The organism is Reichenbachiella agariperforans (genome assembly GCF_900142205.1).
GTDB classification, from domain to species: Bacteria; Bacteroidota; Bacteroidia; order Cytophagales; family Cyclobacteriaceae; genus Reichenbachiella; species Reichenbachiella agariperforans.
Genome location: NZ_FRAA01000002.1, coordinates 1 through 19,638, shown reverse-complemented (window position 1 = coordinate 19,638; position 19,638 = coordinate 1). Strand labels below are relative to the sequence as shown.

The following is a 19,638-nucleotide window of genomic DNA, read 5'->3' as shown; positions in this document are numbered from 1 at the left end:
AGGGGTAAAAAATGCCTTTGAGGCGACTGAGGCCTATTTTAAATTGTGGGCATTGATCACAAAAACTGAATCTTTTTTTGTCAAGCTAGTTTTGCCCATCGCTAAATCACGATCAGGTTTTGTAAGTTTACTTGCGAATAGAAGGATGAACAGGATGGAAATCTTGATAATGAACGAAAGTTCAGATTTTGTTTTCCGAGACATTGAATGATTAATTATTTCTGAGTAAAAGTATGTATAATCATGGAATTATACACTTGTATTCGATGAACAACTTGATTGGTTAGATAAATAGTATTTATGAAGCAGATGAAGAAAGTGTTGTTTGTGTGTTTAGGGAATATATGTCGGTCTCCACTGGCAGAGGCGATCTTTCGTAACAAGGCTCAGTCACTAGGGTATGAGGTAGACTCTGCAGGTACAGCGGCGTATCATGTGGGGAAAGACCCTGATTACAGATCTGTGGCTGTCGCTCTAAAGTATGATGTACCGATCTCGCACAAGGCACGTCAGTTTGAAGCGGAAGATTTTGAGCAGTTTGATTATGTGATTGCAATGGATCGTAGTAACTATTACAATATGGCCGCATTAGTGAGTGAGAAGCCATCTAATTTGTTTTTAATGCGAGAATTTGACTCAGAGGCGGATGGTGACATGGATGTGCCAGACCCCTATTATGGTGGTGATGATGGGTTTGAACAGATCTTTGTGATGATGTCTAGGGCGATCGATCAGCTCATTTCACATATTCAAATAGAAGAACAGGCCTAGTGAGTATCCTTAGCGTGTTTATGTAAAGTTAACTGCTTGATTGCCTTTTCAAAAGTTCTATTCGTTTCTCTGAGAAGCCCAGGTCTGAGATGGTGATTGGAACTAAAAAAGGGTACAGACTTTTTAGTCTGCACCCTTTTTTAGTTCGTGTTGCTGATTTGGTTTCACCTCTTTAGGAGGGCGAATAAATTTTTAATCAACTTACTTAGCTTTTTGTGCAGTCAGTACCAGATGCTTCTTCTCGGGCACATAGAGTAAGTGGAACACCTTTTTGGTTTTCTGCTGAAGTATGATTTCTTCTCTGTGGTAGACAGAGTCTAGTGCTTTTTGGTCGTAACCTATGATTGTCAACAGCTCTAAATCTTCTCGCAACTCGATATCAAATTCATCTTGTAATTGATCGATGAGTTTTTCTACCTTATCGAACTTCTTGTCAATACAGATTGCAAAGCTCACTGCAGAGTTCTGCATTAGATTGATTTTGATGTTTAATTGATCGAGCGCATTGAAGATAATGCTCAATTTTTTCTCATCGATAAATGTGAAGTCAGTTACACCAAACTCGATGAACACCTGCTTGGTTTTGACAATGAAAGAAGCGGGATGCTTCTTTGCGTGACCTTTACCGATAACTGTTCCGATATTTTCTGGAGCAGTAAATGGGCGCACGTAGAGTTTGATTTTGTTCTGTGCGAGCGGTTTGATGGTGCGAGGGTGAATGATAGATGCACCGTAGTAGGTCATCTCTGCTGCGTCGTTGTAGCGGAGCTCAGGGATCACAGTTGCTTCAGGCATTTTGCGTGGATCAGCTGTCATGACGCCAGGTACATCTTTCCATACGGTCACGGATTCAGCTTGCAGGCAGGTTGCGAAGATCGCAGCACTAAAATCTGACCCCTCACGTCCTAGTGTAGTCGTCTTTCCCTCTCCATTGGATCCGATAAACCCTTGAGAAATCACCAGGCCGTCTTTGGTGTAGTTAGGGACTTTTTTAGAGATATTTCTTTTGGTCAGCTCCCAGTCCACTCTAGAATCGGTGAGGTTGAGGTCTGTTTTGATATATTTTCTAGCATCTAGCCAAGTGGTTTTTTTGACATTCTCGTTGAGATAGGCACGGATGATGCGTGTCGACAATAGCTCGCCTTGGCTTACCATTTCACTATAGACTTCCGCATAGCGTTTGCCTTCAGCTCCTTCGAGATAGGCTTCTATTCCTTCGAATATCGACTCTATGCGTTCACAGATTTCGTGCTCTCCATTGAATAGGTCCTTGGAGATGTCGAGGTGAAAGTTTTTGATCCAGTTTAGTTTTTCTTTCCAGTCTTGTTTGTCTGTGTATCGCTGTACGAGCTCTTCTAGGTGGTTGGTCGTCTTGCCCATAGCTGAGACGACTATGACGAGCTCATCGTCACAAAACATCTTGATGACATCTGCTACATTTTTTACTGCTTGTGCGTCTTTTACGGAAGCACCTCCAAACTTGAATACTTTCATCTGTTTATTGATTTTTAAGTCAGTTCGAACGTCTGGCTTTTATTGAAAGTGTCTTCTAGACGAAAACACTAAGTCCACACGTTGGATCTGTGTATATAATTAACTCCTTGATCTATCTGATCTTGGAAAAATGGTGTTTAATGGTTTGGGATGATAGGAGCCTTGGTTATACAAGAATTATTCAATCATCCAAACTGGGGTGCAAAGCTAGAGGGCTGATCGGGAAATAAGAAATATTTGCTCGTTATTTACGCTCTCTCACGCTTGAAAGCACTTTTTTAAAACGCTGAAAGCCATATATTTGCTCTAACCCAAAAAGAATTTTATGAATAATAAAACCCTAGTCGGATCTACTATTGGTACTACTTTAGATAGGTTCATCAATCACAAACAGGCTGATTTTCCATTTGCAACAGGAGAGCTGAGTCAGCTACTCAGAGATATAGCACTGGCAGGTAAGATTATCAACCTGGAAATTAACAAATCTGGCCTATTAGACATAGCAGGCGCATATGGAGCCGTGAATGTTCAGGGTGAAGAGCAGCAAAAGTTGGACGTAATCGCCAATGTACGCTTTATCAGAGCCCTCCGGAATGGAGGTCAAGTGTGTGCAATTGTTTCGGAAGAGGATGATGAGATCGTAGAGATCAATGCCGATAGCAACTATGTAGTAGCAATGGATCCATTGGATGGTTCGTCTAATATTGATGTGAATGTCTCCATTGGGACGATTTTCTCGATTTATAGAAGGGTGACCGCTCCAGGAGAACATGTTACCAAAGAAGATGTGCTGCAAAAAGGGGATAAGCAAGTAGCTGCGGGTTACATTTTGTACGGTTCGTCCACGATGATGGTTTATACGACGGGGCACGGTGTGAATGGCTTTACGCTGGAACCTTCGCTTGGTGAGTTTGTGCTGTCACATGCAGATATTCAGTCTCCAGAAGATGGTCAGATCTACTCGGTCAATGAGGGGGCGTACTATAGTTTTGAGCAGGGGGTTCAAGATTATATCAGGTACTGTAAAGAAGAGCGTTATTCTGCGAGGTACATTGGCTCGTTGGTGTCGGACTTTCATCGCAATATGTTCAAAGGAGGAATCTATTTGTATCCTAGGACGGATAAGTCGCCTAACGGAAAGCTGAGACTGGTGTATGAGTGCAATGCGCTGGCGTTTATCGCTGAGCAGTCTGGAGGTATGGCGACCGATGGTGAAAATCGTATCATGAGTTTGGATCCGCTGGAGCTCCACCAGCGGACGCAACTGCTGATTGGATCTACGGCGATGGTGAAAAAAGCGGTAAGCTTTTTATGATAATCCGCGGTATTTTTCACGCGTCACGACCTTTTGTAACTCTCGTTGGATTATTTCTCTGGCTAGCGATCTATTGATCTCTTCGGGAGGGGCTTTGGTGATGATATCTTTGAATATCTGCTCACTCAGATCGATTTTGTAACATGCAGACATGAGTCTGTCTAGATCATGATTGAGCAGATATCCTATGATGGCAGAGAGTTTGATCTCCAACTCTTCTAGCGTATATTCGTTGAGCTGAAGTTCGTCTTTGGGGAGTTGAAAATGAGCCAGTAGCAGAGGTAGACATTTTCGAACTCCGTTTTCCAACTTATTTATCCTTTCGATTCTTCTTTGACTTCTTCAGACTTCTCTTCGAAAAGATGAGTTTGTGTTTTGCTCAGCAGGTTGTACCAAGTCACCAGTTTTTTGATATCCGAGACATATACACGCTCTTCATCATACTCTGGTAGGATGTGTTTGAGAAAAGATTTGAGTTCTTCTGAGTCGGAGTTACTAGTCAAACCTGTATCTCCGTCGAATTCGGCATGGATTTTTTTCATAACAGTGTCTAGTGGGCAAGAGCCCTCTGCATCTGTCGTATAGATAGAGATCTCACCAAGGATGGAAACCTTAGAGTTCATGTTGACCACCAATTTCTTCTTTTGATCGTCCATAGTTTCTAATATGACACCTCCTCTAGTTGGTGCTACTACGGTGAACAATCCTCCTTTTCCTGATACGGTTGCTATTTCGTTAAAATCCATGTGTTCGATGTTTGTGGATGGCAAAACTAATACAATGTTTTAAAGCTTGCTATTGATTTGGTCTATGTATCCTAATATTTCATCTTGACCGATTTTTTGTGCGGACGAACTCACAAAGCTCGGTGGTAATTGATCCCAAGTCTTTTTAAGCGTGTTCTTGAAATTGGCAATGTTGGTGATGATTTTTCGGTTGCCTGTTTTGTCTGCTTTGGTGAAAATGATTGAAATCGGCAGCCCATTTTCTCCTACCCATTGAATGAACTCTAAGTCTATTTTTTGTGGCGGGATGCGTGAATCTATCAGGACAAAGATGTTGACCAGATTTTCTCGCTGGAGTAGATACTGCTTGATCATGACGGACCATTCTTCTTTGAGTTTTTTGCTGACCTGTGCCCAGCCATAGCCTGGTAGATCGACCAGATACCATTCCTTGTTGATATGAAAGTGGTTGATGAGCTGTGTCTTGCCAGGTTTTCCTGAGGTTTTGGCTAGTTTGGTTCTGTCGGTTAGCATGTTGATCAGCGAGGACTTGCCGACATTGGAGCGACCGATGAAGGCGTACTCTGGTTCTTTGGTGACGGGGCATTTGGTATAGTCCGTGTTGCTAATGACAAACTCTGCAGATTTGATTTTCATGTGGCAAAATTATGCGCTAAAATGGACAATTAACTACGAGGGCTCTTTTATGTCCTTATATTTCTATTTTTTTAAGATATATTCAAAACCGAACTACTTAATATTGCACTCCATAAAAATCAAAAGGCGTTGACAGTATTACCTTATAAAGACAAAGACGGGAGCAAAAAAGAACAAGTAGCCGAGATGTTTAACAGCATCAGCAAACGCTATGATTTCCTCAATCACTTCCTGAGTATGGGCATAGATATCCTCTGGAGGAAAAAGGCGATTCGTCAGCTCAAAGCAGCACAACCCAAATTGATTCTAGATGTAGCTACGGGTACGGGAGATCTCGCTATCGAGGCACTGAATCAGCTCGCGCCAGATAAAGTGATTGGCGTGGATATATCAGAAGGAATGCTGGAGATGGGACGTGAAAAAATGAAGCGTCTCGGTGTGGATGATAAAATCGAGATGTCGATGGGAGATTCTGAGCAGCTCCTGTTCGAGGACAATAAGTTCGATGCGGTAGTCGCAGCCTTTGGCGTGAGGAATTTTCAAGATTTAGAAAAAGGGCTTGCTGATATGAGGCGTGTACTCAAAGACGGAGGGAAAATTGTCATTCTAGAATTTTCCACCCCAACGGCCTTTCCGATGAAGCAGCTCTATAGCTTCTATTCCAATGCTATTTTACCCATGATTGGAAAAGTAGTGTCAAAAGATAACTCTGCCTACACATATTTGCCTGAGTCTGTTCAGGAGTTCCCTTATGGTGAGGAGTTCTTGGGAGTTTTAGATAAATTGGGATTTAAAGAAACTACATGCATACCTCTTACATTCGGCATCAGCTCCATATATACCGCTATCAAGTAGTTCTCGTACTCTTGTTTGTAGTTAGTATGGCGAGTAGTCCTGCTGTTGCACAGGTGGATGGAACCTTGAATTTGCCTCGTTTTGATGAGGAAAAGTGGCATTTTGGTTTTTTACTAGGACTACACACCTCTAACTATCGATCAGAGTATAAGGATGATTTCGTCACGCCCTCGTTTGACACACTACACTCGGTAGTTCCTCCTAGTAAAATGGGGTTTAAAATCGGATTCATTGTCGATTACCATATTTTCGAGACTTTGGATGTGAGAATTACCCCGACAGTTAGTTTTAATCAACTTCAACTCGATTATCGATTTACCAATGGAGAGGTGATAGAAGAACTTCGTGACCCGACCTATGTAGAGTTGCCGATTCTTTTGAAGTATAAGTCCGTCAGAAGGAGAAATCGTAGAATGTATGTTTTGGGAGGGATCAATCCTGCGATCAAAGCAGCAAGTTCCAAAGAAAAAGAGAGTAAAGATAGGCTGCTGACCAAGGGGTATAACCTCTCACTTGATGTGGGTGTAGGGATGGACTTGTATCAGCCGTTATATAAGTTCTCGCCTGAGATACGCTATTCTTTTGGACTGATAGATGTACTAGAAGATCAACCCAATGACTTTAGTGCGCCGCTAAGGAGTCTATCGATACATACGATCGCCTTTTATATCACCTTCGAAGGAGGCCCATCTACACTCAGAAGGAATTCAAGACGCCGTAGGTAGTAGTTTTTACAGATCAATCGGATCAGTCTGTAAAGTTGAGGGGATAAACTCGGTAGACAGGTTCGATATTTTTATTCCAATCATTCAAATTAAACTCAAGGACTTATAAGAGATGGTTATTCACGAAATAATGATAACGAATTTCGAACAATGACTTTTGAATAACGAAGTGATTTATTACCTCTCCCCCAGAAACACGGAGTGACCCGATCAATCCGTATTCCCTTATTTAGGGTTCTATGCCTAAAGTAGCCCCTGATTCTTCATCAGTGAGATACTTCAATTTATAGACGTAGTAAAACAAGTAATTGAACTTGTTGACAGAGTAGTAGCTAGAGTCTGGGTCTGCTACAGTTTCCTTTTGAGGAACGTTAGTCGCTGAGGTAGAGATTTCTGTATTCTTCCGTGGTTTTACAACAGAGCCTTTTAAATCGTCAGGGTTATATTCTGCAGTAGTCTTTTCAGACTTCTCTTTTTCATTTTTGTCCGTGGAAGACGCATGAGCGAAGCTAGTTATTAGCACCGCAGTGAATATGGTGATTAACTTTTTCAATCTTGAGACTAATGGTTGTTAGTTTTGCAAATTAGCCAAAAAACATTACAACTCCATGGTTAATAGGCTGATGTGCGAAAAGGCATGTTTAGAGCTGTCTGAAAAAGGTGTATCTGTCAGAGCGAAGACCTCCCATTCTTTCTTTGAAAGTGATGAGCGATTCTTGTGGAATACCTCCAAGGGATGATATACCAAGATCGAGGACTTGTGCTTCAGTCTTTTGTAACTGAGCGATTAGTTCGGTCGTCAAGTAGACCAGTGGGCTATGTGTAGCGTATTTTCTATCAAAGGCTGGTAGATAGTTGTAGGTCACTTCGGGTGTAACGATTAACGTGATGGTGCAGGCCATGAGCTCCCCAGATGGATGGCGCACACTGTAGCAAGCATAGTTTTCGTCTAGGGCTCGGGTGATCGCGATCAGTTTTTCCTTCGTGATGTTGACTGATAGCTGTTGTTGGGCTCTACAATAGTGGATAAAGTCATAAATTTCTCCAATCTTCGAAAGAGTTTCTTGTTGGAATATTAATCCATCTTTTATACATTTTTTTAGTTTTCTACCCTGCATTGAATGCATTTGATTGGGATCAAAACTGTTGAAGGGTATATGGTGATTGATGTCGATCTGTTGGTCAAATCCGTTTTGGATCAGCGTCTCTTGTAGCTGCTGATTTAGTGTGGGGTGAAAAAAACTAGGTGCTTGACGGATAGTGACTGATCGGACTTGATGTGAATTCAAATAATTTATTAGTGAATTGTACCAGAGCTGGAGATCTGTAGAGAAATCATTGACAGTGTTTAATCCAGCGTAGGGTGCCATGGGTATGGAGGTGGCATGTCCTTCGTGGATATGAAAAGGGATCTTTAGTAGGTTTTGGGTATTTGGGCAGGTCCAAGAAAAAAGGCTGTACCGACCTATTTCGTTAGCTTCAAAATATTTTTCTTGACTAAATATCATAAATTTGGAAACGTGCATTTATAATTTTCCCGCCTAAGGGAAGTTATTCAAAGATATAGGCAAGTCCGTAAATTGTGTGACAGCCTTGTGCATTTAAATAACCATCCATTATGAAATCACCCAAAGGTACAAATACAGGTTGGGCAAGGGGTAAAAGAAGTAGTTTGGTTCTGAGGGAAATTGATCATCAAATACAATTAAGATGACAAGAAAAATAGATTGGAATTCAAAACACAAAACAGCCGAGGATCAACAAGTCGATTTTGTTGATAGTTATTTAAGCTGGTCTCCAAGAAAAAAATGGGAATACCTTATGGAACTTGTTTCTCAAGGAATCGGATCAGGTAAGAAAAAAGGAGGTAGAAAAATAGAATGGAAATAAGTAGGTTCTATAAGGAAGTAATAGAAATGCTTAATAGGAATCAGGTAGAGTTTCTACTTGTAGGAGGACTAGCCGTTGGATTTCATGGTTATGCGAGATTTACGGGAGATATGGATTTATGGATAAATCCAACAAAAGAGAATCTAGATAAATTAGGTTGCGCGCTAGAAGATTTGAAATATTCTAAGGATGTAGTGGAAGATATTATGTCCTCACGGCCTATTAACCACCCAACACCGATTAGAATTTTTTCCGAAGATCAAAAATTCATGGTGGATTTGATGACTTCAATATTTTACGAGCCTTTGACTTTTTCTGCTTGCAATGAAAGAGCAGTTAAAAATGACTTAGGAGGGATCATGCTTCCAGTGATTGGCTTAAAGGATCTAATTGAGATTAAAAGCAATGTTAAAAGACATGATGGGAGTATGAAGGATTTGGTAGATGCTCAAGAATTAAGAAAAATATTGCATCGAAGTAAAACGGTCACCATTGAGAAAAAGCCTTCGTTTTTAAAGAAATTGTTTAAAAAGATGGGAAAGGGTAAGGGGTTCTCAATGTAGAGGGAGTGAAATAACAATGGAAGCGCTTAATCTAATAAAACATCATTTTGTACATTACCATAATAGACTCCATTTGAGAAGATACATTTATATTCTGCTGGTACTAGGCGTAACTGTACCTTATATAGGTTCAGCACAGTCCCTTCCCGTACTTAACAATGACAAGGTGCTTTCTCAGGTAGAGCGTGTGGCATATTATGTGTACAACGAGTACCCAGATTCTGCTACCATGCTGATTGATAAAATGGTCGTTAGTCTCCCGCAGCATCCGATTATTCCTATGATGCGTGCGATGAACATAGCATGGCAGGATCAGCCTATTCGAACCACTAGCCCTAGTTTTCCGGCGCATCGTCGACAACTCGAGCAAGTGATCGCTCTGTCTAATAAACTGCAAGAAAAGAACCCAGATGATTTGGAAGGCTTGTTTTTTGAGATGTCAGCGCATGGGTTGTTGGCTGAGTATATGGCACGTGAGGGGAGCTACATGAAGGCTATGTCCGAAGCGAAGAAGACCTATGATTTCATTACGGTCACCATGACAAAAACTTCTGAGAGTCCTGAGTTTTATTTTTTGGCAGGGTTGTACAATTACTTTCGAGAGAAATATCCAGAGCGGCACCCCGTATACTCTCCGTTCTTGTGGTTTTTTGAGCCAGGAGATAAAGCGCTAGGGCTAGCACAACTGGACTCTGCGGTCTATCAAAGCAAGATTGTCAAAGCAGAGGCACATCTTTATACAGCGTATATCTATCTGCGGTACGAAAACGACCCAGCTAAGGCAGAATTTTATATCAAAAAGCTGCTCAATGAATACCCACGCAATAGTTATGTGAAGGCAAAGTACATCGAGAGCTTGGTGCTTAGGGATGATTTTTCCACAGCCATGCCTTATATCAAAGCATTTTTGTCAGAGAGCAGACCTTATTATGAGATGTGTGGTGAGGTATATATGGGGGTGTATTTCGAAGACGTCAAAGGGTCAGATATACAAGCGGAATCCTATTATATGAAGGGACTGGAAACAGGCAAAAAGGACCCTACACGTGGTGAGTATTATAAAAGCCTCGCTTATCTGGGTATGGGGCGGATTATGGAGAGACGAGAGCAGTTGAGTTTAGCAGTACAGTATTACCGAAAGGCTGCCGACGTAGATGAAAACGATGTAGTGACAAAAGAGGCTAGAAAGAGACTGGCGAGATTAGATTAATGGCCGAAACCTACCGTATCATACAGTCTCCTACCGAAGGGTTTTATAAAGAGAAGGGAAGCAAATTTTTGGCGTATGCCTATGCGGTAGAGCAGGTAGAAGAGGTAAAGCCTCTCGTCGAAGCGCTGAAGAAGCAATACTATGATGCACGTCACCACTGCTTTGCACATATCATCAATGAGGGCAATCAGCAACATGTGAGAGCCAATGATGACGGAGAACCGAACCATTCTGCAGGCGATCCCATTTTAGGACAAATTCGTTCCTTTGATCTCGTCAATACGCTGGTGGTTGTGGTGCGTTATTTTGGCGGGACGAAACTCGGCGTGAGTGGGTTGATTCATGCCTATAAAACAGCTGCTGAGGATGCTCTGTCCAAAGCGAAGATTTTGACCGTAGAGATCAAAACAGATTTTAGAATGGTGTACCCTTATGACAAGACACAAGATGTGATGCGTATCACCAATGAGTTTGGCGTAGAAATCAAAGGTCAAGATTTTACAGAGAGTTGTTTGCTCAAAGGCAGGATAGAACCGGAGCTCTTCTCAGCCTACAAGGATAAAATGGCTCTGCTTGATTTAAAACCATATGTAGGCGTATGAAGTTGCAGCTTTATACTTTCAACTTTACGCTTTCTAACTCAATTTTTATTCGCTAGCTGACCACAGGCGGCATCTATGTCTTTGCCACGGCTTCTTCTCACATGCACATTGACGCCACGAGTCTCTAGATATTTGATGAAGGTGTCTAGGGTGTTCTCGTCAGCGTTTTTATAACTGGCTTCTGAGATAGGATTGTATTCGATGATGTTGATGCGGGCGGGGACACGCTTCCAGAACTCATATAGCTCCTGAGCATCCTGCTCTGAATCATTGAAATCGTAGAATAGGATGTACTCAAAGGTGATTTTATTACCAGTCTTTTGGTAGAAGTAGTTGAGAGACTCTCGGAGCACATCCAGATTGTTGGACTCGTTGATCGGCATGATCTTGTTGCGTTTCTCATCATTGGCGGCATGTAGAGAGAGTGCTAGATTGAATTTGACTTGGTCGTCGGCTAGTTTTTTGATCATCTTAGAGATGCCGGCAGTAGATACCGTGATTCTTTTGGGGCTCATGTTTAACCCTTCGGGAGAAGTGATGTGTTTGATCGACTCTAGTACATTGGCGTAGTTGAGGAGCGGTTCGCCCATGCCCATGTAGACAATGTTAGATAGCGGAATGTTGTAGTTCTCCATGGACTGGTTGTTGACCGCCACTACTTGGTCGTAGATCTCTGATGCGTCGAGGTTTCGGGCTCTGTCCATGTATCCTGTCGCACAGAATTTGCAACTCAGTGAGCAACCTACTTGTGATGAGACACATGCGGTCATGCGGTTATCCGCTGGGATCAATACACTCTCTACTACATGATCATCAAAGAGTTTCATGGCAGACTTGATCGTACCGTCATTGCTTTTTTGTTCTTTATCTACTGTGACTGGGTTGATTACAAAATGCTCCTTGAGCTTAGTGCGGGTAGCTAAGGAGATGTTGGTCATATCGTCAATGGATTTGACGGATTTTTTCCATATCCATTCTTTGATCTGCTTGGCTCTGAATGGTTTTTCGCCAATCTCTTTTAGGAACACGCTGATGTTTTCCTGAGGTACTTTACGTAGGTCTTTTAATCCCGCACTGTTATTCATAGGGCAAAGATAGAGCTATTTGGTCTTCTCATCCTAGGGAGAGATATTGATCATGAGACAGATCATGGATAAATCTAGTGGTAGAAATAAAATGTATTCATTTTTGCACTTCGATACTCTTACAAATTGTTTTATCTTCAAGGTAAAATTATCACGAGCCGACGGCTTATGGATCAAAAGAATAGCTATTGAAATTTAATCCCACAGTATCCCTTTTTTTGTTATTTGTTGTATTAGTAGCCACGAGTCTGACTGTCAGAGGGCAGGTGCTCCACTATGAAATTGTCAAAGGTGGCGATGTGATAGGTGAAATGGTGGCCAAGAAAGAAATATCTGGTAAACAAATGGTTTATTCGATCTCTAGCGTGACGAATTTTCGAATGTTGGTCAAGCTGAGAGTAGATTATAACCTCACAGAGACCTATGAAGGAGGAGTGTTAAAAAGTGGACACGCCATCAGCACTCTGAATGGTGCTGTACAAAAGGAATCCAAAGTAGAACGAAGAGCGAATAACTACCACATAGAGCGAGGGAGTGATTACGTAACTTATCCTGCCGCAGAAATCCGTTTTTCTATTCCGGAGATATATTTTACGGAACCAGTAGCCCAGACAAAGGTCTTTTCTCAGGTGTTCGGGGATGACCTGATCATCGAGCGCTTAGGAAACCATCAGTATCAGTTGGACTCTGAGGACGGGCGAAACACCTATACCTACACGCGTGGCGTATGTTCAGAGGTCAAGGTGAGTCGATCCTATGCGACCTTTTATATCCGCTTGAAGTCGGACTGATATTTTAAAGTTTAGAACCCTTATCCTTATATCTATTATGAAAAGAACTACATGGCCTAAGTACGTGAGTTTATTGTTGTTGTCTCTGTTGTTCAATGTCCCTATATGGGCGCAGGAGGAAGGCGAAAAGCTGCTGCCCTTTGAGGCGGATATCCGTACAGGAGAGCTGGACAATGGTCTAAAGTATTTCATCAAGAAAAATAGTAAACCTGAAGACCGAGTAGAACTAAGGTTGGTAGTCAATGCAGGATCAGTGCTAGAGGATGATGATCAGCAGGGGCTGGCACATTTTACTGAGCATATGGCTTTCAATGGTTCCGCACATTTCGACAAGAATGAGCTGGTGAGCTACCTACAGTCTGTAGGTGTGAAGTTCGGTGCACACCTCAATGCCTACACTTCATTTGATGAGACCGTGTATATTCTGCCTATTCCGTCGGATGACGAGGAGGTTTTGGAGCAGGGACTGACGATACTCGAAGACTGGGCTGGCGGGTTGAGTTTTGATAAGGATGAAATCGATAAGGAACGTGGCGTGGTGATCGAAGAGTGGCGCCTTGGACAGGGCGCTCAGACACGCATGTTACAGGAGTATTTGCCTGTGATTTTTAAGGATTCAAAGTATGCGGAGCGTTTACCCATAGGGAAGAAAGAGATTTTGGAGAGCTTTGAGCGAGACGCTATCGTGCGGTTCTACGAGGATTGGTATCGACCTGATCTGATGGCAGTGGTAGCGGTGGGCGATATTGATGTAGACCAGATGGAGGAGAGAATCAAAACACATTTTGGAGGATTGGCCAATCCGAAATCAGAAAGAGTAAGAACCAACTATGACCTCCCAGAAAATGATGAGCCTCTGGTGGCGATTACTTCTGATCCCGAAGCTACCAATATCGTGTTTAACATCATGTACAAGTCCAAATCAGAGGATGTCACGACTGAAGCACAGTACCGGATGAGTCAAATTCAAAGCTTGTTTTTAGGGATGATGAACCAGCGACTCAGTGATCTACTACAGCAGGCCAACCCTCCCTATCTCTATGCGGGGACTTATATTGGATCTCCAGTGTCGAGAGAAACTACGGCATTTTCTGGCTATGCGGTAGCGAAACCAGGCGCGATTGAAGAAGGGGTGTCACAACTGCTAGAGGAGATTAGAAGAGTGGAGTTGCATGGATTTAATCCGTCGGAGTTGAAAACAGCTAAATTGAATCTACTGCAAGCCTACGAACAGGCCTATTTAGAAAGAGATAAGTCCCAGTCGAGTGCATTGGCGGATGAACTGATTCGTCACTTTTTGGAAAAGGAGCCTGTGCCAGGGATTACGTTCGAGTATAATTATATCCAAGAGAATCTAGACGGGATAACGATCGACGAGGTGAATGCCATCATCGGGCAGTGGATCAAGCCCGAAAATAGAGTAGTCTATATGACTGCCCCAGAATTAGATGGACTCACACTACCAACCGCATCGGAGGTGCTGTCATGGATTGCTAGTTATGAACAGAAGGACGTTGAAGCTAACGAAGAGGAGATCATAGATACAGATCTGCTCAAAGAATTGCCAAAAGGGGGTAAAGTAGTCAGTACATCGACGATCGATGAGATTGATACCAAAGTGATCGTTCTGTCCAATGGTGCTAAAGTCTATCTCAAGTCTACAGAATTTCAGAATGATCAAATTTTGTTTTCTGGGTACCGTAGTGGAGGAATATCCGTTGCCCCAGACAGCTTGTTTTGGTCTGCGAGTTTTGCTAGTAATGTGGTCTCATTGAGCGGTATAGGGGATTATTCCTATACACAGTTGCAGAAGGCACTGGCGGGGGTGTCTATTGGCGTATCGCCCTACATCAGCGAACTGTCATCGGGTATTCAAGGCAATGCTTCGCCCAAAGATGTAGAGACCATGCTACAGCTGACTTATATGTACTTTAACCAAGTACGGAAGGATGAAGAGGCTTTTCAGTCCTTAATTCAGCGCAATAAGGCTATTTTGGAGAATGTTTTGTCCAACCCGAGTTACTATTTTCAAGACAAACAAGCGAGGATAATGAGTCAGAATCATTTTCGTGGGGGAGGGATTCCTAGCATGGAGGATCTCGATCAGGTAGATATGAATGAGGCCATTGCTTTCTTTCAGTCACAGTTGAGCCAGCCGGGGGATTTTACGTATTGCTTTGTGGGAAATCTCGATGAAGAGACGCTGATTCCACTGATCGAGCAATATCTCGGTGGTGGTGAGCAATCTACAGATTCGCAGCACTGGGTAGATAGAGGTATTCGTCCACCATCAGGCCTAGTAGATGAGAAAGTGTACAAAGGGACGGAGGAGCAGAGTACCGTTGTGATGAGTTTTCAGAGTGAGAAAAAGTACAAACGAGCGGATAGTTACTATATGCGATCACTCGGAGAGGTACTGGATATTCAGCTCATTGAAATCCTGAGAGAAGAAAAGAGTGGAGTATATGGAGTAGGCGCCAGTGGTAGCGGTAGTCGTTCGCCTTACGATCACTATTCGATGCAGATTCAGTTTCCCTGCGGACCACAGAACGTAGATACACTAGTTCATGCTGCCATAGGTGTGGTTAAGAATATTCAAGAAAATGGTGTCAGTGATGAGAATCTCAATAAGATAAAAGAAGCACAGCGACGTGACTTAGAGCTTAATTGGAAAGAAAATAGTTTTTGGTTGGGCGTGATATTGAGTTATGACAAAAATGGTTTTGACCTGACGAAAATTACGGAGTTGGAAGACCGCATAGAGGATTTGTCCGCAAAGGATATCCAAAAGGTAGCGAAGAAGTATGTGGATACAGATGCGTATATCAAGGTAGTGTTGTATCCTGATACACTGGAGTAAGTATAGGGTACTCGATGTAAAATAACTCACTCCGCGCTTCATCGAATGACGGGTGAGTAAAGTGCAGATCGAAATATGGTCTGTGTGCCACAGACCATGAAACAGGTGTCTGTCTAGGCTCTAGCATCTATTAGTCTAGTGTCTAATCGTGATAGCTTCTTCGTCGTTTCAGCGAATGAGGGTTGATAATGAGGCGTCTAGTTTAAATGTGTTAGGTCTTTAGTACAAAGAAAAAGGAGTCTATGATAAGTAGACTCCTTTTTCTTTGCCTTTGAAGGTGACTGTGACATGCTCGTGTATAGTCGTGGCGAGTTCATACCCTGTATATTTTGGGTAGATAGGAAAGGCCTTGTGACTTCTGTTGACCATGACTGCTACGTCGATTTGTTTGACGTTGACTTTTAGCAGCGCTTTGAGCGCAAAAGCGGCTGTCTTGCCAGAGTTGAGCACATCATCGATGAGAATGACCGATTTTTTGACCAGTTCTTTGTCGTCCAAATCCAAGGCGATTTCGTCCGAGAGCGGAGACTTTTTGTTGATGTCTACTTTGCCGACGGTGTAGGTCAGGTCAGATATTTTTTTGAGTTCCTTCTCTAGCAACAGGGCGAATTCTCTTCCGTTTTCCGATACACCTGCTAGTATGAGGTGTTTTTCGTCCATGTGGTTCTCGTATATTTGATAGGCCATTCTGATGATACGCTGGTCGATCTGCGCTGCATCGAGTATTAAATCCTGAGACATGTCTGTATTAGTTGACTTGTGGTAGTGGTATTTCTTTGTTGTTTTTGAAAGTAGACAAAATTACCATGGACTGCAAACTATCCACTACGTCTATGTCACTTACTTGCTCTAGCATCAGCAGTTGATAGGAGGCAATGTCTCGTGCCATGACTTTAAGGATGAAATCTCCTGATCCCGTGATATGGTGACATTCTACCACTTCATCTATTTTTTCGATCCGGGAGAGAAATGAATCGATGTTTTGTTTGTTATGTCCTTTGAGAGAGACCTGTACGAAAGTATTGACACCTAGACCGAGCATTTCGGCATTGAGCTCGGCATGGTAGCTCTTGATGATACCTGCTTGCTCTAGTTTTTTGACCCGCTCCAGTGTAGGTGCGGGAGATAAGCCTACCTCTTCGGACAATTTAGCATTCGTGATCTTCCCGTTGGTCTGTAGAATCTTGAGTATTTTTCTGTCTGTCTTGTCTATTTTGAAATTCGCTTTCATTTTGTGGATTTAAGTCTATAATGATTTAGGTCTTGTCGGAATAAAATTTCATGCAAAGCTAATCAACAAAATAAGTTACATAAAATTCTGTAAACTATAAGGTAGTTCGAAATATTATTGTTGTTTAGGAGTCCGTTTCAAACCTTATGGGGCTATCTAAGTTTCTTCAGATAAATCTATAAGGTTTAATAATGACATCTACTTAGGCAGGATAGGTCTGTGGTCTAAGATCTAGGAGGAAGGCTAGCACAAATAGCCTATTGCTTGATGACTTTCTGGGTATAGTCTTGACCAGCATAGATGATTCGAACAAAGTACATGCCTGGTCTGTAGTTTTCGGTGTTTAGTTCAAACGTATTGAGCCCACTGTTGATCTCTACAAAAGTTTCATGGTAGAGCGTATGCCCAGTGGCATCCAGAAGTGATATTTCTACTGGTGATTTGCTAGGGACTATGGTTTGTACGTACAGTGCGTTGTTGCCGGATGGTACAGGGTTAGGGAATGGCTGTGGAATGACTATCTCTTGTTCGAAATTGATACAGCCTTGATTGTTGGGTAGGTTTTCATCTGTGAGTTCTGTTTCCCTATCCTGTAGGGTCACGCAGACAAAATTGATATTGTTGTCAGTGGCACTAAGCGTAAAATTAAGAGGAAACTCAGTTTGTTCGCCTTTTCTTAGGCGGTCATTGTAGGCTTCATAAATCGAATTCTGGCTTTCTAGATCTACCTTGATGTCAAAACCGTCAAGGTTGAACGAGCTGTTGTTATAGACGGTGAGCCAAAGCGTGATGAGCCCGTTGCGCTCACGAGCTTCGATACGATTGAGCTGTAGATCTAGTTCAGGAGTGGCCACTAGGATTTCTATAAAAGAGGAGTCACTGCAAAAATCATTGTAGGTAATAAGTTCCGCCACATAATCTCCGTTTTCCTCATAGGTATAGGAAGGGTTTTCTGTTGTGCTACTAGCACCTTCAACCCCAAAATCCCAGAAAAAGCTATTACCGTCTTGTGAGTCATTGGTGAAATCAACCGTAAGTGGCGAACCACCAAATTCGTCAGACACTTCGAAAGCAGAAATAGGTGACTCATGAACTGTTACCGTTCGACCAGCAGTATTGATACACCCCAGATCATCGGTTACACTCAGGTTGACGTCATAGTTATCTGCCTCTCCAAAAAAGTAGGACGCCTGAGAGCCATTGGCTGTTGCTTCCCCATCAAAATCCCACGTGCGAGAAACGATAGCAGGCCCTTCGGTCGTACTGATATCTGTAAACACTGTAGCAGCATTGTCACAGTTGTTGGATTCTTGGAATTGAACAGTAGGGAGATTAAAAACGGTAAATTCTTTCGAGATACTGGTAACACAGAGGTTCGTAGGAGTAATCGCTAGCGTAGCGGTATAGGTTCCTGCATTATCAAAGGTCTCAGTGACGTTTTTCGTAAAGTATTCATTCTCATCTATAACCCAATACCATGATGCAATTTCATTTTCGTCTATCGATATACTTTGATCTGTAAACATAGAGGCAGTCTCGATACAGCCCAAATCGATTGCAAAATCAACCGTGGGGACAGGCTTGACGATGACGGTCTGCGTGGCTTCATTGCTGCAATTTCCCGTATTGGTCACGGTTAGAGATACTTGATAATTACCTGTTTCGTCAAACGTAAAGTTAGGGTTTTGATCTCCTGATTCGCCCAGACCATTGAAGTCCCAGTGCCAGGCCTGTAGGTTATTAAGCGCATCTCCTGATCCTGAGTCATCGGTGAACTGGATAGCTGTTTCTGCACACCCGGGTGTGTTCATGAAAGCCACCTCTGGTAGGCCGTTGATACGGATGGTGCGTGTGATGTCGTTGGAGCAACCTGCTGAGTTATCCATGGAGAGTGTTACATCATAGTCACCCGTAGCACCGTACTCATAGCTCGGGTCAGATAGGTTGGAAGAGCCCAAGCCATCTCCAAAATTCCATAGGGGATTGACCAAATCATCACCTATACTCAAGTTGGTGAAAGCCGTCTGATCACCAAAGCAATCATTATCGATGACAAAATCAGGCTGAGGTCCTGCGATTACTGATACGGTTTGATTGGCTGTAGTCGCACATCCAGGGATACTCATGGTTAGGCTGATGGAGTAGTCATCTGCAACGGCATAATTATGCCGTCCATCCACCGAGTTCTCCATGGCACTGCCATCACCATAGTCCCAGCTATAACTGATGGCTGCTCCCACATGATTGCTTTCGTCCGTTGTGTTGTCAAGATTCAACTCCGAAAAACTACAGTAAGGCAAATCTTCTACAACTTCAAAAGATGGAGAGGGAGGGACTGGATACATTGAGATAGTCTCCGTGACTTGATTGCTACAGCTACCATTCGTAACCGTTAGTTTTGTTTGATAATTCCCTGCTGCAGGGTACTGGTAGCTCGGATTAGCAATATTACTATCTTCTACACCGTCCTCGTTGAAGTCCCAGGAGTAGGAGGCAATGTCTCCATCATCTATGGCCGTGAATGTATTTGTATTATCGATACATCTTGAGTCGTCTACAGTAAAGTCTATGTTGGGAGCTGTAGAAGAAGATACAGTTATAGATTGAGTGGAGCTATTGACGGTACCCTCTTCATTTTGGGCATATAGGGTGATGTTGTATGTGCCCTCCGTCTCGTAAGAGATGTCCGTAGGTGTTTGATCGTGAGAGAATAGCCGACAATCCTTTTGGAAAGATAGTTTGTAAAGGTTTTTGGATGAGTATCCAACAGAGAATCCTTTGATAGTGTTTTCGTTTTGGTATAGTTCTAGCCCGAGATTGAGGGTAAGTAGCCCTAGTCCACCGAGATTTGTACTAGTAGGGGT

Annotated in this window: 20 protein-coding genes; 10 read left to right on the top strand and 10 right to left on the bottom strand. The window is 42.7% G+C overall.

All coding sequences use genetic code 11. The features are described from left to right. The first annotated feature begins 300 nt into the window (after nt 1-300). A complete protein-coding gene (locus BUB99_RS06375) occupies nt 301-771 on the top strand; it encodes a low molecular weight protein-tyrosine-phosphatase (RefSeq protein WP_245816811.1) in 471 nt (156 codons plus the stop codon). Between the two features lie 201 nt (nt 772-972). Here BUB99_RS06375 and BUB99_RS06370 read toward each other — a convergent pair whose 3' ends face one another. Next, on the bottom strand, nt 973-2,265 hold the full coding sequence (locus BUB99_RS06370) for an aspartate kinase (RefSeq protein WP_073120692.1): 1,293 nt from the start codon (nt 2,263-2,265) through the stop codon (nt 973-975). A gap of 325 nt (nt 2,266-2,590) precedes the next feature. Between BUB99_RS06370 and fbp the strand changes: the two genes are divergently transcribed. Further along, on the top strand, nt 2,591-3,580 hold the full coding sequence (gene fbp / locus BUB99_RS06365) for a class 1 fructose-bisphosphatase (RefSeq protein WP_073120690.1): 990 nt from the start codon (nt 2,591-2,593) through the stop codon (nt 3,578-3,580). Here fbp and BUB99_RS06360 read toward each other — a convergent pair. Genes BUB99_RS06360 through yihA form a run of 3 tightly spaced genes read right to left on the bottom strand, consistent with a single transcriptional unit; the run spans nt 3,575 to nt 4,962 of the window. After that, nucleotides 3,575-3,889, bottom strand: coding sequence for a hypothetical protein (locus tag BUB99_RS06360; protein ID WP_073120689.1), 315 nt, complete (start codon nt 3,887-3,889; stop codon nt 3,575-3,577). The two genes, fbp and BUB99_RS06360, sit on opposite strands and share 6 nt — an antisense overlap. A 5-nt stretch (nt 3,890-3,894) precedes the next feature. After that, the gene (locus BUB99_RS06355) at nt 3,895-4,326 is read right to left on the bottom strand and encodes a DUF5606 family protein (protein ID WP_073120687.1); all 432 of its coding nucleotides are present in this window, start codon (nt 4,324-4,326) and stop codon (nt 3,895-3,897) included. A 39-nt stretch (nt 4,327-4,365) separates the two neighbouring features. Further along, nucleotides 4,366-4,962 carry a ribosome biogenesis GTP-binding protein YihA/YsxC gene (yihA, locus tag BUB99_RS06350; protein ID WP_073120685.1) on the bottom strand — a complete coding sequence of 199 codons (597 nt, stop codon included), beginning with the start codon at nt 4,960-4,962 and terminating at the stop codon, nt 4,366-4,368. A gap of 129 nt (nt 4,963-5,091) precedes the next feature. Between yihA and ubiE the strand changes: the two genes are divergently transcribed. Together ubiE and porT are read left to right on the top strand one after the other, a co-directional pair. Next, nucleotides 5,092-5,817, top strand: a complete 726-nt coding sequence (gene ubiE / locus BUB99_RS06345; RefSeq protein ID WP_073120684.1) for a bifunctional demethylmenaquinone methyltransferase/2-methoxy-6-polyprenyl-1,4-benzoquinol methylase UbiE — start codon at nt 5,092-5,094, stop codon at nt 5,815-5,817. Continuing rightward, a complete protein-coding gene (gene porT / locus BUB99_RS06340) occupies nt 5,766-6,542 on the top strand; it encodes a type IX secretion/gliding motility protein PorT/SprT (protein WP_073120682.1) in 777 nt (258 codons plus the stop codon). The genes ubiE and porT overlap by 52 nt, the downstream gene beginning before the upstream one ends. A 229-nt stretch (nt 6,543-6,771) precedes the next feature. Here porT and BUB99_RS06335 read toward each other — a convergent pair whose 3' ends face one another. Then, on the bottom strand, nt 6,772-7,095 hold the full coding sequence (locus BUB99_RS06335) for a hypothetical protein (protein WP_073120680.1): 324 nt from the start codon (nt 7,093-7,095) through the stop codon (nt 6,772-6,774). A gap of 88 nt (nt 7,096-7,183) precedes the next feature. Continuing rightward, the gene (locus BUB99_RS06330) at nt 7,184-8,050 is read right to left on the bottom strand and encodes a GNAT family N-acetyltransferase (protein ID WP_170863744.1); all 867 of its coding nucleotides are present in this window, start codon (nt 8,048-8,050) and stop codon (nt 7,184-7,186) included. A 202-nt stretch (nt 8,051-8,252) separates the two neighbouring features. On the opposite strand from BUB99_RS06330, the gene BUB99_RS06325 reads away from it, so the two are divergent. The 4 genes from BUB99_RS06325 to BUB99_RS06310 all read left to right on the top strand — a co-directional run bounded on the left by BUB99_RS06325 (nt 8,253) and on the right by BUB99_RS06310 (nt 10,807). Beyond that, a complete protein-coding gene (locus BUB99_RS06325) occupies nt 8,253-8,432 on the top strand; it encodes a hypothetical protein (RefSeq protein ID WP_073120676.1) in 180 nt (59 codons plus the stop codon). Further along, nucleotides 8,423-8,995, top strand: coding sequence for a nucleotidyltransferase (locus tag BUB99_RS06320; protein WP_073120674.1), 573 nt, complete (start codon nt 8,423-8,425; stop codon nt 8,993-8,995). Before BUB99_RS06325 ends, BUB99_RS06320 begins: the two co-directional genes overlap by 10 nt. A 73-nt stretch (nt 8,996-9,068) precedes the next feature. Beyond that, nucleotides 9,069-10,205, top strand: a complete 1,137-nt coding sequence (locus BUB99_RS06315) for a tetratricopeptide repeat protein (protein ID WP_073120672.1) — start codon at nt 9,069-9,071, stop codon at nt 10,203-10,205. Beyond that, nucleotides 10,205-10,807, top strand: a complete 603-nt coding sequence (locus BUB99_RS06310; RefSeq protein ID WP_073120671.1) for an IMPACT family protein — start codon at nt 10,205-10,207, stop codon at nt 10,805-10,807. Before BUB99_RS06315 ends, BUB99_RS06310 begins: the two co-directional genes overlap by 1 nt. A 38-nt stretch (nt 10,808-10,845) precedes the next feature. Here BUB99_RS06310 and rlmN read toward each other — a convergent pair whose 3' ends face one another. Beyond that, nucleotides 10,846-11,892 (bottom strand): 23S rRNA (adenine(2503)-C(2))-methyltransferase RlmN, encoded by a 1,047-nt coding sequence (gene rlmN / locus BUB99_RS06305; RefSeq protein ID WP_073120669.1) that lies wholly within the window; start codon nt 11,890-11,892, stop codon nt 10,846-10,848. A gap of 188 nt (nt 11,893-12,080) precedes the next feature. On the opposite strand from rlmN, the gene BUB99_RS06300 reads away from it, so the two are divergent. Both BUB99_RS06300 and BUB99_RS06295 read left to right on the top strand, forming a co-directional pair. Then, nucleotides 12,081-12,683, top strand: a complete 603-nt coding sequence (locus tag BUB99_RS06300) for a DUF6134 family protein (protein ID WP_139280924.1) — start codon at nt 12,081-12,083, stop codon at nt 12,681-12,683. A gap of 37 nt (nt 12,684-12,720) precedes the next feature. Next, nucleotides 12,721-15,543 (top strand): M16 family metallopeptidase, encoded by a 2,823-nt coding sequence (locus BUB99_RS06295; protein ID WP_073120666.1) that lies wholly within the window; start codon nt 12,721-12,723, stop codon nt 15,541-15,543. Between the two features lie 240 nt (nt 15,544-15,783). Here BUB99_RS06295 and BUB99_RS06290 read toward each other — a convergent pair whose 3' ends face one another. From BUB99_RS06290 to BUB99_RS06280, 3 genes are all read right to left on the bottom strand, one after another. Then, nucleotides 15,784-16,284, bottom strand: a complete 501-nt coding sequence (locus BUB99_RS06290; protein ID WP_073120664.1) for a phosphoribosyltransferase family protein — start codon at nt 16,282-16,284, stop codon at nt 15,784-15,786. 7 nt (nt 16,285-16,291) lie between these two features. Further along, entirely contained in the window at nt 16,292-16,774 is a 483-nt protein-coding gene (locus BUB99_RS06285; protein WP_073120662.1) for an Lrp/AsnC family transcriptional regulator, read from the bottom strand. 257 nt (nt 16,775-17,031) lie between these two features. Then, nucleotides 17,032-19,638, bottom strand: a 2,607-nt coding sequence (locus tag BUB99_RS06280; protein ID WP_139280923.1) for a PKD domain-containing protein, incomplete at its 5' end; no start/stop codon positions are given.